10 protein-coding genes and 2 pseudogenes are annotated in these 12,768 nt (G+C 67.9%); 4 read left to right on the top strand and 8 right to left on the bottom strand.

What is annotated here, in order from left to right; translation table 11 throughout:
- The first annotated feature begins 122 nt into the window (after positions 1 to 122).
- Complete coding sequence (dacB, locus tag ACFT7S_RS03505; RefSeq protein WP_382726366.1) at positions 123 to 1,634, top strand: D-alanyl-D-alanine carboxypeptidase/D-alanyl-D-alanine-endopeptidase; 1,512 nt, start codon at positions 123 to 125, stop codon at positions 1,632 to 1,634.
- Between the two features lie 185 nt (positions 1,635 to 1,819).
- Here the strand turns inward: dacB and ACFT7S_RS03500 are convergent.
- A pseudogene (locus ACFT7S_RS03500) lies at positions 1,820 to 2,233 on the bottom strand (hypothetical protein).
- A gap of 97 nt (positions 2,234 to 2,330) precedes the next feature.
- On the bottom strand, positions 2,331 to 3,089 hold the full coding sequence (locus ACFT7S_RS03495) for a polysaccharide deacetylase family protein (protein WP_382726363.1): 759 nt from the start codon (positions 3,087 to 3,089) through the stop codon (positions 2,331 to 2,333).
- Between the two features lie 159 nt (positions 3,090 to 3,248).
- Here ACFT7S_RS03495 and ACFT7S_RS03490 point away from each other — a divergent pair.
- Positions 3,249 to 3,620: pseudogene (locus tag ACFT7S_RS03490) on the top strand (IS1380 family transposase); the annotation flags it as partial.
- Positions 3,621 to 3,672: 52 nt separating this feature from the next.
- On the opposite strand, the gene ACFT7S_RS03485 reads toward ACFT7S_RS03490, so the two are convergent.
- Complete coding sequence (locus ACFT7S_RS03485) at positions 3,673 to 4,272, bottom strand: hypothetical protein (RefSeq protein WP_382726360.1); 600 nt, start codon at positions 4,270 to 4,272, stop codon at positions 3,673 to 3,675.
- 629 nt (positions 4,273 to 4,901) lie between these two features.
- Between ACFT7S_RS03485 and ACFT7S_RS03480 the strand changes: the two genes are divergently transcribed.
- The gene (locus ACFT7S_RS03480; protein WP_382726358.1) at positions 4,902 to 5,846 is read left to right on the top strand and encodes a hypothetical protein; all 945 of its coding nucleotides are present in this window, start codon (positions 4,902 to 4,904) and stop codon (positions 5,844 to 5,846) included.
- Between the two features lie 152 nt (positions 5,847 to 5,998).
- Complete coding sequence (locus ACFT7S_RS03475; protein ID WP_382726356.1) at positions 5,999 to 6,283, top strand: hypothetical protein; 285 nt, start codon at positions 5,999 to 6,001, stop codon at positions 6,281 to 6,283.
- 318 nt (positions 6,284 to 6,601) lie between these two features.
- Here ACFT7S_RS03475 and ACFT7S_RS03470 read toward each other — a convergent pair whose 3' ends face one another.
- From ACFT7S_RS03470 to ACFT7S_RS03450, 5 genes are read right to left on the bottom strand one after another with little or no spacing between them, the layout of a single operon-like run.
- Positions 6,602 to 8,002 (bottom strand): MATE family efflux transporter, encoded by a 1,401-nt coding sequence (locus ACFT7S_RS03470; protein WP_382726353.1) that lies wholly within the window; start codon positions 8,000 to 8,002, stop codon positions 6,602 to 6,604.
- Between the two features lie 5 nt (positions 8,003 to 8,007).
- Positions 8,008 to 9,036 carry a cysteine synthase family protein gene (locus ACFT7S_RS03465; RefSeq protein ID WP_382726352.1) on the bottom strand — a complete coding sequence of 343 codons (1,029 nt, stop codon included), beginning with the start codon at positions 9,034 to 9,036 and terminating at the stop codon, positions 8,008 to 8,010.
- Between the two features lie 60 nt (positions 9,037 to 9,096).
- Positions 9,097 to 10,467 carry a Y4yA family PLP-dependent enzyme gene (locus ACFT7S_RS03460; RefSeq protein ID WP_382726350.1) on the bottom strand — a complete coding sequence of 457 codons (1,371 nt, stop codon included), beginning with the start codon at positions 10,465 to 10,467 and terminating at the stop codon, positions 9,097 to 9,099.
- Positions 10,458 to 11,483 (bottom strand): ornithine cyclodeaminase family protein, encoded by a 1,026-nt coding sequence (locus ACFT7S_RS03455; RefSeq protein ID WP_382726347.1) that lies wholly within the window; start codon positions 11,481 to 11,483, stop codon positions 10,458 to 10,460. The genes ACFT7S_RS03460 and ACFT7S_RS03455 overlap by 10 nt, the downstream gene beginning before the upstream one ends.
- A gap of 29 nt (positions 11,484 to 11,512) precedes the next feature.
- The gene (locus tag ACFT7S_RS03450; RefSeq protein ID WP_382726345.1) at positions 11,513 to 12,508 is read right to left on the bottom strand and encodes a TauD/TfdA family dioxygenase; all 996 of its coding nucleotides are present in this window, start codon (positions 12,506 to 12,508) and stop codon (positions 11,513 to 11,515) included.
- Between the last annotated feature and the right edge of the window lie 260 nt (positions 12,509 to 12,768).

The raw sequence follows: 12,768 nt of genomic DNA, 5'->3' as shown, positions 1-12,768 counted from the left end.
GAACGGTGCGTGTTGCTGTGCGAGGAGAGAATTCCGGATCTTTTCGGCGTCGCGTTGTCGCCGGATGCTGTGCCCTGCTGCTCCTGGCCCTGACGTCGGGCGCGGCAGCCCAGGCGCCCTCGTTGCCCGACGGCGGCGGTCCCGACCGGCTCGACCCGCGGATCACGGAGATCATGCGGAAGCCGGACTACCCCAACGCCCAGTGGGGCCTGCTCCAGCGCGACCCGGACAGCGGGAGGGTGATCCACAGCCGGTTCGCCGAGCAGTTCTTCATCCCCGGGTCGGTGGCCAAGCTGTTCGGTGTGTCCGGGGCGTGGAACACCCTCGGCGGCGACCACCTCTTCCGGACCCCGGTCTACGCGGTCGGCGAGCGCCGCGGAAGCACACTCGACGGCGATCTCGACCTGGTCGCCCAGGGCGACCTCACCATGGGCGGAAGGACCCGCCCCGACGGCACGGTGGACTACACCGACCTCGACCACACGTACGCCAATTCCTTTCCCGGAGCCACGCTCACCCCGGAGAACCCGCTCGCCGGGATCAACCAGATCGCCCAGCAGGTACGGCGTTCCGGCATCACCCGCGTCGACGGCAACGTGATCGTCGACAACCGGCTCTTCCAGCCCGAGCCGGTCTTCGACCCGGTCCCGACCCCGCTGATCATCAACGACAATCTCATCGATTTGCTGACCACCCCCGGCCCTCGGCCCGGCGCGCCCGCGCGGCTGGACTGGCGGCCCAAGGTCGCCCCGTACCGCGTCACGTCGACGGTGCGGACCGTGGCAGCGGGCGAGCCGACCGACATCGAGGTGACGACCTCCGAGAACGGCACCCGGATCCAGCTGTCCGGCACCATCGCAGCCGACTCCGAACCGGCGCTGAAGGTCTCCGACATCGCCGACCCGGCGGCCTTCGGACGCACCGCGCTGATCGAGGCGCTCGGACGGGCCGGGGTGGAGGTCACCGCCAACCCGACGGGAGCCAACCCGGTCGACCGGCTGCCCGACGGGTACGAGGGCCGGCCGCGCGTGGCCCAGTACACATCCCCGCCCTACACCCAGTACGCCAAACTCATCTTCAAGGTCAGCCACAACCTTGGCGCCAACCTCGCCCTCTGCCTGATGGCCGTCGCGAAGGGCAGCCAGGACTGCATGGACGGCTTCCCGGTGCTGGCCGACTTCCTGGACCGCGCGGGCGTCGACCGCAAGCAGATCCAGCTCCTGGACGGCCGGGGCGGCAACCCCGTCGACCGGACCACGCCGAAGGCCGTGGTGCAGATGCTGACGTACTGGCATCGCACCCCCGAGGCGGAGGTCTTCCGGAACGCGCTGCCCATCCTCGGCGTCGACGGCCTGCTGGCCGACAACTGCACCGACTGCCCCGCGCGCGGAAAGGTGTTCGCCAAGACCGGCGCCGCCGTCGGTCTTGATGCCCTCAACAACCGCCTGGCCGTCGGCGCGATCACGATCGCCGGGTATCTCGACAAGGGCAACGGCAGCTTCGACGTCTTCTTCGCCGGCGTCAACGGCGCCTCCACCCCGACAACCGACGTCAACGGCGTACTGAGCATCGCCAACGACCTCGCCATGATCTCCGCGTACCTGCAGGAGGCAGCGGCGCGGCGAGAAGACTGAGAGCACTGCATCGCGGCCGATTGAGGGGATCCGCACACCGCGCGGTACAAGCGGCTGTAACACCCGCAAGACGGTGTTACAGCCGCTCGGCTTGCCAACCTCGGCAGCCGCAGGCCCATCCGGCGTCCTTCGGGATCGCCACGGTGATCTCGACGCTGTCCATCGGACCGTTCGCAATTCGCGTATCAGGGGCGCTCAAAGCACTGAAGCACCCCTCCGACGGAGAAACAGAGTGCTCCCGTGAGGGCGCCCCAGTTGGCGATTTCGGCGTTCACGATGCTTTACGTCGCAGGACGGGTGAAGTCGGCCAGTGCTGAATCCAGGAAGAGCACGGATCCGAGTTGATAGGCATTCGTCGCGTCGCCCGTGCCGAACTGGTCCACTGCGGCCCCGGAGGCGAATAGGCCCCCACCTACCGCAAACGCACCCGCCGCAATGGCGTTCAGCCTGCGGAGACGGCCAACCGATTCGCTGTCAGCTCTTCGGGAGCGGGGCTCGGTCTCGCCTGCGGCCCGCACGGGCAGCGGGCGACGCTTGTCCCGGACCGCGGTGCCCCCGTCGCTGAGGCGCCAGGTCAGCCGGGTCGTGAACGGCCCCACACCCTCTGGTGCACATTCATCCCATGCGCGGCTCGAGCCCCCACCGGTGGGCCGGTGCCGGGGTCAAGCTCTGGATGTCAGTGCAGGCGAGCCTCACTCATCGCACGGGGAAGCCGAAGGAGTACCCCTGCTGCTTCAGCCAGGGCAGCACCTCGCGCAGAGCGGCCAAGGTCTGAGAGCGATCCCCTCCCGCGTCGTGGAAGAGGACTGTCGGCCCGTTGGAGATCTCGCTCTTGACGGTGGCGACCATGGTGTCCACACCGGGATGCTCGAAGTCTTTGGTGTCGACGTTCCAGCCCAACGGTCGCATCCCCCGGGACGCGGCGAGCTGTCGGCTGTACGGGGTGAAAGCACCGCCCGGGGCCCGGTAATACTGCGAACGGACACCTCCGGACGCCTTGATGATCATGCGTTCGGCATCCAGGATCTGCTGGGACTGGTAAGCCTCGGACTGGGTGTCCATGGTGGTGTCGTGCGAGACAGTGTGGTTGCACAGCCGGTGCCCGTCTGCCACGACCGCCTTGACCAGGTCCGGGTACGCCTGGGCCTGCGTGCCCACCATGCAGAACGTAGCCTTCACCCCGCTGTCCTTCAGCAGTTGCAACACCTGCGGCGTCCAGACCGGGTCCGGACCGTCGTCGATGGTGATGTTGACGCCCCGCGCGCCGCGATCCGAGGCATGCGCGATGTCCGCCGCCACCTTGGCCACGGGCGGGGCGACACGCGCTTGCGGCTGCCGCCCTCCGGCGGGGTCGGCCTGCGCGGTCCACACCGAGGTGGCAGCGGCCACCGCCGTCACCCCGAGCGCCGCCGCGAGAAGCCGGCCGTGCCATCCCCTTCCCTTGTGCTTTGCCATGTCCGCCCGCCCCTTTGCTACCGCCGCCGATGCCGTGCCCCCATGAAGTCATACGAACGCCCGTACGCGATCTCTCTGTTACCGACCGCAGACGAATCCGCAGAGGGCCGGCGACAAACGCAGGAGTTCCGCGACAGATGAGGGGGCCCAACGGCCTCGAAACCGTACCGGCGAGGGCGGCAGGCGCTGATCCGCACGGATTCCGGCGGAGGCACCCACTCATTCGTCGAATGGCCCGCGAAGCAGATCCGATGGCCGTCCCACTCGGTCGGCATGACCATCACCGAGCCGATTCACCAGTCCGTGCCGGCAGTCCCGCCCTCCGCCTGGACGCCCGCTGTCGAACCCGGCTGCGAGATCCGCGACGGCGCCCAGGTCGCCAAGCTCGGCGGAGACTGCCTGACCGGCCGGCCGAAGGGCATGCCGCGGATCGTCCGCGAGGAACGGCGGCACCTCGGAAACCAGTTGCACGTCACCGACGCCGACGGCCTGCGACACACCCACTTCGCCACCAACACGAAAAGGAGCCCGTCAACAAGCTGACGGGCTCCCGCGAAAGATCAAGGCTCATCCTGCCATCAGGTCAGATCGTCGGTGTGTCGTCGACGATCTCCTTGTGCGGTTCGACAACGAACCTCCAGCCATCGCTGGGCTCCAGGAACCGCACTCGGGTCGGGAAGATGTCCAGGGCGCGGCGGTCGCGGTTCTGGCTGTTCGTGTTCTTCCGCCCCCGGGCCGGCTCCTCGTACAGGTCGACCTTGACGTCCGGCACCGCGACGGTTTCCTCGCTCCAGCGCTGAACGATCCCGGCGCCGAACGCCTCCCGTGCGGCGGAGTAGAGCGACTCCAGGGATTCCCTCTTCCCGTCGGGCACAAAGAGGGCGAGGTTCAGGAGGACGCCCGCACTCTGGAGAACCTCGATCTCTTCCCCCGCCTTGTCGGCAATCCAGATCCCGCGCTCTTCGACATTATCCGGAAGGACATGAATTTCCTCACCGAAGATCGTCATCGCGGTGAAGGACCCTCCCTCGAAATTCTTCCCCGGCTTCGTAAGGAAAGCCGGAGCGCAGCAGTCGAGAGGAAGGCCATCCATCTCCGCCGAGACGAAGATGGCGTCCTGGAGGCCCAATTCTGAGGCCTCTCCGGCCGTAAGACGTCGAGCCGCAACCTTCTCGGTATTCACGCCATTCCCCTTTTTTCGTGGCGTCCTGTAAATTCATTGGACTATATCACGAAAACGAACAGCCAGTCCCTTTACGCACACCTCCGCGCTCACAATTGCAAAATCAACCCTCCGAGAATTTTCCTCCGAAGAGCAGCAGTCAAATCCTCTCGCATCGCCGACGAAAACGCAGCCCCGTAGGGAAATATGGTGAGGCCCAAGGGGTGACTCACTGTTTCGGTGGTTTTCGGAACCAAGCCGGCCTCCAAGTGAAATGTGAGCGGCCTTGGCCGAATGGCAACCCAGCGACCCAATCGAGCGAACCACGGAGGTCGCCTCTCCGATCGGACATTTCACACCTCGCCCCGACGGTCGCCTTCACGGGGCCGCCATCTTTTGCCGCACCAGAAGGGCACCGGACGGAGCGGGGAACAGCGGTCAACAGCAGCCCGTCTCATGAGCCCATCGGGGGGTCCCTCAGGGGCATCCCGCCCGGTCAGGTCACCGAAGTACCTCAAACCCCCTTGATTCCCAAGCTGAGGCGCTGGTCCAGGATCTGACGGGCCTGACCCGCCCCCTGTGACGTTTCTTGATCCGGTTGCGCTCTTGTACTGGGGGCCGGAAGCGCCGGCTGCCCCAGGAGGGCTCAAGTGCTTTTCAAACGCGCCGTGCTGGCCGTAGGGATCGTCGTCGCTGCTGGTCTGCCGGTAGCAGGGACCGCCGCGGCGGAGCAGGGGACGGCGGCCGGCCGGATCACTGCCACTGACTATTCCTCCGGCTCTCCCGCTCTGGTCTCGCTCGACCCCGTGAGCGGCGACGTCATCGGGACCTTCGCGCAGAACGCCGAGGACGGCGTCCTCTCTCCGAAGGGCTCCACCGTGGCGTACATCCAGCGCGACGACACCTGCATTCCCCAGACCGAGGGCTGTATGTACGCCCGGAACCTGGTGGTCGCCGACGGCGACGGCAGTGACCAGCACGTTCTGGTCCGGGGTATCGCGCCCGAGACCAATGAGGCCCCGTACGTCGGGCACCCCGACTGGTCCCCGGACGGCAAGCGGATCGTCTACGACAGCCCGCGCGGTATGGAGTGGATCAAGAGCGACGGCACGGGACAAGAGGTGCTCACGACAACCGGCGGCGCAGGCACCTTCTCGCCCGACGGCCAGAGCATCGCCTTCGTGAGGACCACCACGTACGAGACGGCCGACGGCTGGGAGAACGGCAGGGACGTCTGGGTCATGGACATCGCCACCCGGCAGGTGCACCAGATCAGCACCGCTCGCAACGCGCTGTCCACGCCCGTCGACTGGTCCCCCGACGGGCAGCGCATCGTCTACGCCACCGAGAACGGCCTGAGCGCCGTCCACGTAGCAACCGGCACCGTCACCGAGCTGCAGAGCAGCTGGACGACCCCCCTCAGCAGCATCCAGGGCGGCCCCGTCTTCTCGCCCGACGGCACCCGGATCGCCTTCTCCGCCATGGACGACTTCGACCACACCCACAGCACCTACGTCGTCGACGCCGCCGACGGAAAGAACCTCCAGGTCCTCACGGACCAGGCTGTGACCCCCACCGACTGGCTGAACAGGTAGCCGGAACGCCGGCCGCGGGCCCGGGTGGTGCCTGCGGCCGGCCGTCCCGTGGTCGGCGGCCCAAGGGGTGCACAGTGGGCGCGACGGACGGCTGCGACAGCAGGAGCCCATGGACGCGTTGCTGCCGACCGCCCAACAACTACCGTGTCCGCGTGGATGAAGAACCGGTGGTCATCAAGCTCACGCGCGATCAAGCGTTCGTCCTGTCTGACTGGCTCTACGAGGCCATGTTCAAGTCCGACGACTTGAGCGCCATTGTGAACGACCGCTCGGTCTGGTCTGCGATCTACGCCATCTCCGGGACACTCGACACGACGCTCAGCGAGATCTTCACGCCCGACTACAGCGAACGCCTAGCTGCGGCGAAGCAGCGCCTTCGCGAGGCCATGGGCGGCGAGGAAGAGGAAGCGCCGGCCCAAGCCGTGTCGGAAAACTGACCCGGCCCACCAGGGGCGCACCGCAGCGCACCAGAACAGCCGGTCAACAGCGGTCCCTGCGAGATAGACCGAGGAGGTTCAGTAGAGCCAAGGAGGCACGGTTGTCGCAGATCAGCCCCTCGCGCACCCTCAAACGATCAGTGATTCCCAAGCTCAGAGCGCGAGTTCGATTCTCGTCACCGACTCAGACTCGTCTTCAGTGACTCGCGTCACCATCGGTGGCGACAGGGTAAATCTGGTGCCCCAGAACAACGAGACCGCCGAGGCCGCGAACGGCCTCGGCAGCGGACCGGGGCTGTGTCGGCTCTGGGACGCGGATCAGGCCGGGGCGGGCTCGCTCACGTGACTGGCCAGTCCTCGGTTGTACTGGCGCAGGAGCAGTACGGCGGTGGTGGCCAGGCCGGTGAGGAGGCCGAGCCAGATGCCGAGGGTGTCGAGGCCCAGAGGGTAGGCGAGGAGCCAAGAGGCGGGGAGGCCGACGGCCCAGTAGCCGATGAGGGTGATGCGGAAGCCGCTCTTGGTGTCGTCGAGGCCCCGTAGGAGTCCGACACCGATGTTCTGCGCGCAGTCGAAGAACTGGAGGAACGCGGTGACCATCAGCAGGTGGGTGGCGATGGTGAGCGCCTTGTCGGAGCCGGAGTCGAGGAACGGGGCGAGTACGAGCTGCGGCAGGGCGAGGTAGATGATGCCGACGACGGTCATGACGGCTGCCGCGCAGGCGAGTGCGGTGTTCTTGACCCGGCGAGCGTCGTCGGTGCGGCCGAGCGCCAGTTCGCGGCTGACGTGGATGGACGCGGCGTGGGAGAGGCCGACGGCCACCTGGAAGACGATGTAGACGAGCTGATTGACGGCGGTGTGCGCGGCGAGGGCGGCGGGGCCGAAGGATCCGGCCATCAGCGCGGTGAGGGAGAAGAAACCGGCTTCCGAGCCGTAGGTCGCCGCGATCGGCACGCCGAGGCCGATGAGCTGCTTGACGGTGGCCGGGTCGGCCTTGGCCACGTTCAGGGAGAGCAGGGGCGCCAGCTCGCTGTCCTTCTTCGCTGATATGTACAGCGCGAGGCAGGACAGCAGGTAGACGGTGGAGGTGGCGACGCCGATGCCGGTCAGGCCGAGGCGGGGCAGGCCCCACGTGCCGTGTATGAGGACCCAGTTCAGGCCGGCGTTGACGGCGATGGAGGCGATGGTTATCCGGAGCAGGGCCTGGGGGCGGCGCATTCCGACAGTGAACTGACGTATGACCTGGAACCACAGGCAGGGCAGCAGGCCGGGGGCCAGCGCCAGCAGCATGGTCTGGGTGCGTTCGACGACGGCGGCGTCCTGGCCGAGCCAGATCAGAGCCTGGCCTATGAGAATCATGAGGACCGCTCCGGCGATACCGGCGAGCGTGGCGACGGCCATACTCGCGCGGACGATCCCACGTACTTCCTCGTGCTCCCCTCCTTGTTCTTCGCCCTTGCCTGCGGTGGCTGCGGTCTGCTCGGCGCGGGCCGCAGCCGCGGCTATTCGGTTGCCGACGGAGGTGACCAGGCCGACGCCCATGGTGCGCAGCTGGTTGAAGATGACGATGGCCAGACCGCCCGCCGCCAGCTCCTGGGTGCCGAGGAGCCCCATCATCACCGTGTCGGTGGTGGTCAGGGCGACCTGGGCGAGCTGGGTGAGGACGAGCGGGACGGCGAGTGTGGCCAGGGCGCGGCTGTCGCGGAGGAGAGTGGTCAGCATGGGGACTATCGGTTCCTGCGGAGTTTGGTGAGGAGCTCGTCGATTTCCCGTTCCGCCTCGGGGTCGAGCAGGTCGCGGGCTTGCATCCATTCGTCGTTGAAGACGGTGTCCATGTACTTCTCTCCGCCGTCGTTGACGAGCGCGACCATAGTCGTGCCGGGGGGCAGGGAGGACAGGCGGGTCAGGGCCTCGTAGACGACGCCGCCTGCCGAGCCGCCGATGAGCAGTCCGGTGCGGGCGACCGCGCGGCAGGTGGCGAAGGCTTCGATGTCGCCGACCTTGACGCCTTCGTCGATGAGGTCGAAGTCGACCAGGGCACCGATCTCGGCTCCCTCGGGGGTACCGGTGCCGGACTGGTAGTAGTCGTGGGCCGGGCCGCCGAACGCGATGGACCCCTTGGGCTCGACGCCGATGGTGGTGAAGCGGGGTATGAGCTTGCGCAGTTCACGGGTTGTGCCGCACAGACAACCGCCGGTGCCGACTGCTCCGACGAGGACGTCGACGTCGCCCTCGAGAGCTTCGTTGAGTTCGTGGGCGACGGGGAAGTAGCCGACGCCGTTGCTGGGGTTGTTGTGCTGCTCGGTGAAGACGGTGTTGTCCTGGCCGCGAGCCATGTCCTCGGCGAGCTCTTCGCGGGCGGCTGTGGCCAGTTCTTCGGCGCCGTCGTCGACGACGTAGACGAGCTCGGTGCCCAGCGCCTTCATGCCGCGCAGCTTGTCGACGCAGGCGTGGTTGTCCACGACGGCAGTGAATGTGTAACCGCGTTCGGCGGCGATGACGGCGAGCCCGAGGCCGGTGTTGCCGGAGGTGGACTCGATGATCCGGCCGCCTGGCCGCAGCTCGCCGCGTTTTTCCGCGTCGACAACCATCTGGCGCGCCATGCGGATCTTCGCGGTGCCGGTGGGGTTGAACATCTCCAGCTTCAGCAGCAGGCGGCTGCCGGTTTCGGTTCCGGCGAGTTCGAGGAGGGGGGTGTAGCCGATCAGGTCGGATACGCGGGAGACCACGGCGGGGCGCTGGAGTGCTCCGGGCATCGAATGCTCCTGTGAGGGTTGGTCTGAAAGGCCGGGCGGGCGAGGGGCGGCAGCCCGCAGTCAGGTGAAGTGACGGTCCAGCCGCCAGCGGGGGCGCGGGCGTTCGGTGTGGTCGACGACGACCTTCGGCGGCAGGGCCAGGTCGTGGAAGGGGGACTCGTTGGAGTCCATCTGGTAGCCGGCCGTGTTGGGGTAGACCAGCAGGTCACCGGTGCGCGGCCGACTGGGGAAGGAAATCTTCCGCCAGGTGAGCATGTCCGACTCCAGGCAGGTCGCCGCCCCGATACTGGCGGGCCACGTACCGACCGGTGCGCCCGAGCCCTGCGAGAGCAGGTACGGGTCGGGCAGGTACTCGCTGTTGAACCACTGCTCCGACAGGCTCAGGCTGGTGCCGTCGACGGTCAACAGCTGGTAGCCCTCGCGGTCCTTGACGCCCTGGATCCGGAACACGGTCGCGCCGGCCCGGTCGAGCAGCGCGCGCCCGGGCTCCATCAGAAGTACGACGCCGGAGTTCTTCAGGAGCTCGGCGAGGCTCCGGCCGTGGCCGTCCGGTTGGGCTGCGAGCAGGGCCCGCAGCGCTCCGGATCCGGCTGCCGGGGAGTGATACGGGTAGAAGTCGCCGGTGTTGAACGACCTGCCCGCGTGGTAGTGGCTGCTCTTCTGCTCGCTGAGGAAGGTGTGCCAGCTGTCGGCGTCGGTGTAGCTGACGGCCAGACCGCCGCCGATGCTGATCCGGTCGGCTTCCAGGCCCAGGACGCGTGCCTTGAGGCACAGGTCGACGAGGTGGCCGGAGAGGTCGGCGCGCGGCTGGATGGCGTAGCCGGACAGGTGGAAGCTGAAGCCTTCCATGCGTACGGCGTCGCCCACCTGCACACAGCGGTCCATTGCGGTGCTCAACTCGGCGTCGTTCATGCCGAAGCGACTGTGCGGCTGGGACGGCGGCAGGCAGCGCAGCAGCAGCCGGGCGGGGCGCGCCGTTCCGGTCAGTACCGTCGTGATGAGTACGTCGAGCTCGTCGAGCGCGTCAACGGCGATCAGCGCGCCGTGCCGCACCGCGAGCTGCAGCAGATCCGTGCCCTTGGCCGGGCCGGTCACCACGATGTTCTCTCCGCGTACGCCGTGCCCCAGCGCCTCACGCAGCTCACCGACGGAGGCGGCATCGACGCCCGCGCCGTTCACGGCACAGCGCTCGATCCACACCGCCGCCTTGTTGGCCTTCTTCGCGAAGTACACGAAGCCGTCCACGCCCGCCTCTTCCAGGGCGGACCGCATCCCGTGAAGATTGGCGTCGAAAGCGTCGGGCAGCAGGAAGTGGAAGGGGCCGCCGAGGGCGTAGGACAGTTCCTCGATCAGTCCGCTCGCCAGGACCGCGTCTGTGGGCGGGTCGGGCAGGACGGGCAGCGTCGGCCAGGTGGGCCCGCTCACTGCCACAGCGGCACCTCGGTTCCCAGGCCCTGGGCGAGGGCAAGCTGCGCGAAGCGGTGGCCGAGGGCGATGTCGGTGACGACGAGCCCACTGTTGTAGGCGAAGATCCGCTCCTTGGGCGAGCGGCGTCCGGCGGCGACGCCCGCGATTACGGGCGGGAACTCGGCGTCGACAGCGGGGAGTTTGCCGTCGGCGTCGGCCATGTCGGTGCCTGTGACGTTCATCTGCGCTTCGCTCGTGGCGATGACGCGGTCGGCCTGGTGCAGGGTCGAGGGGGCGAGCCCGTGGCCGACGAGGATGGACAGCGCGCCGGGCTTCAGCCAACCCGCTTCGACTGCGGCCGGCGTATGGGCCCCGGCGGTGGCGACGATGACATCGGCGTCCGAGGCCGCTTCCCGCACACCGGTGACGATTTCGACGTCCCGGTCGGGAAAGTGGGCGCGCAGCTGCGCGCGGACGGCTCCGATGCCCTCGGCGTGGGTGCCGAACAGCATCAGCCTGTCGAGATCCGGCAGGGTGGTGAGCAGGAACGGCAGTGCAAGCCGGCCCTGGGTTCCCGTGCCGATGACCAGGGCGCTGCGGGCGCCGGGCGCCGCGCACTCGCGGGCCAGCAGCGCAGAGACGGCCGGGGTACGCAGCGAACCGATGCGCGAGCAGTCCATCATCGCCACCGGAAGGCCGGTGACATCGTCGTAGATGGTCAGCGCCGTGTAGTAGTGCTGCTCCTCGCGGCCCTTGTCCAGGCCGTGCTTGTACGAGGTCTTGATCGCGACGACGTTGCGGGAGCCGTCCCGACCGAGCATCGCGTACGAGACCGAGTGCCCGTCCTGCGGCTTGACGGTCAGTTTGCGGGGGTTGTCCGACTGGCCTGCCTGGAGGGTGCGGTAGGCGCCTTCCACGGTGGCGACCACGTCGGACAGGGATATCTCGATCCCGGCCAGGTCTGTTTTCGACAGTATGCGCAGGTGCTTGTCGTCGCCGGATGCGGCGGTGTCGGCGGGGGTGATCGAGGTTTCGGTCATGACGTGTCCTCCGGTCCGTGGGCGGGCGTTCAGGCGGCGTGGGCTTGGAGAGCGGCCTGACCGTAGCCGTGCTCGCCGGCCTCGGCCAGAGGGCGGGTGGGCCGCCCGGGGACGCGTACGGAGGCGCGCTTGAGCCAGCGGTCGGTGCCGTCGTAGCGGGCCTGGAAGGGCACTCGGCCGTGGACTACCAAGTCGTTGTCGACGACGAGGACTTCGCCGGGGTTGAGGCTGACGGAGACGGAGACGCGGGCGAGTTCGGCCTCCAGGCGCTGGTAGGCGGCCCGGTAGGTCTCGTCAGCTTCCTCCACCGGCGTGTACGCCGGGTCGAAGCGCAGCGTCATGCCGTCCTCGGAGGCGAACAGGGCGGGCACCGCTGGAGGCGCTTCGTCGGCGTAGCCCTGGGCTTCGGCGTAGGCGTCGTCGGGGAGGATCGGCAGCGCGGGCCGCGACAGGATCTCGATGTCCTCGTCCGCGAGCTGGACCTTACGGATGCTGGCGGCGGTGGTGGCGATGTTGTCGTGGTTGCGCATGCAGCCGAGCATCAGCAGGTGGGCGCGGCCGGGGTGGAAGGCGTCCTCGGTGTGGGGACTGAGGAGCACCGTGCTGCTGGCGCCGGTCTGCTCGGTCTCGTGCCCCGGCGAGGGCACGATGTTGTGGACGAAACGGCCGTTCTGCTGGCCTTCCCAGGCGATGGGGTTGCCCATCGCGGTGGCGAGCAGCAGCAGCGTGATGTCGTAGACGGCCCCACTGTCCCCGGCACCGGCCCAGCTCGCGGGCGTTGACCCGACGGCTCGGTCGTCGACATCAAGGCCACGCAGGACGAACAGACCGTCGGCGGTGTCGACGGGCCGGCAGTGGCGGCGCAGGGTGACACTGAACTCGTCGGCCGTCTGAGCAACCCGCTCCAGGAGCTCGGGAGATGTGGCCGAAGTGCCGAACTCGTCGAGTATCTTCTCGGCGGCTCGGCGGAGTTCACCCACCGTATGGGCATCCAGCTGGCGGACAGGTGCGGCTGCCATGCTCATGGCAAGAATCCGTTTCCGTCGGGCGACAAAGGGTGCATCAGATCTGCTGGGTGCCGGGCCATCACGCGCATGGGGGGCGCGGATCCGCAACGGGCAGGCCAGGACAGCCGCATGCGCGGCTGCAGGGGGACTGTCGCTGGCGAACGACCACACGCTATCAGGGAACTAAGGTAAGGCAAACCTTACTAATGGGTGTGCGATACACCCGATGGTGCATCAAGGAGGGGCACGGGGCGCACAGTTCAGGCCGGTGACGCGCT

The sequence above is a fragment of the Streptomyces sp. NPDC057136 genome, assembly GCF_042670885.1.
In the GTDB taxonomy this organism is placed as follows: domain Bacteria; phylum Actinomycetota; class Actinomycetes; order Streptomycetales; family Streptomycetaceae; genus Streptomyces.
Note: the sequence above shows the minus strand (reverse complement) of the source record. Positions and strands in the feature narration are given on the sequence as shown.

Coding starts and splice junctions, on each gene's coding strand:
- ACFT7S_RS03495 (WP_382726363.1), bottom strand. CDS start 3,089: ATGGCAAAGCACAAGGGAAGGGGATGGCACGGCCGGCTTCTCGCGGCG.
- ACFT7S_RS03470 (WP_382726353.1), bottom strand. CDS start 8,002: ATGCTGACCACTCTCCTCCGCGACAGCCGCGCCCTGGCCACACTCGCC.
- ACFT7S_RS03465 (WP_382726352.1), bottom strand. CDS start 9,036: ATGCCCGGAGCACTCCAGCGCCCCGCCGTGGTCTCCCGCGTATCCGAC.
- ACFT7S_RS03455 (WP_382726347.1), bottom strand. CDS start 11,483: ATGACCGAAACCTCGATCACCCCCGCCGACACCGCCGCATCCGGCGAC.
- ACFT7S_RS03450 (WP_382726345.1), bottom strand. CDS start 12,508: ATGAGCATGGCAGCCGCACCTGTCCGCCAGCTGGATGCCCATACGGTG.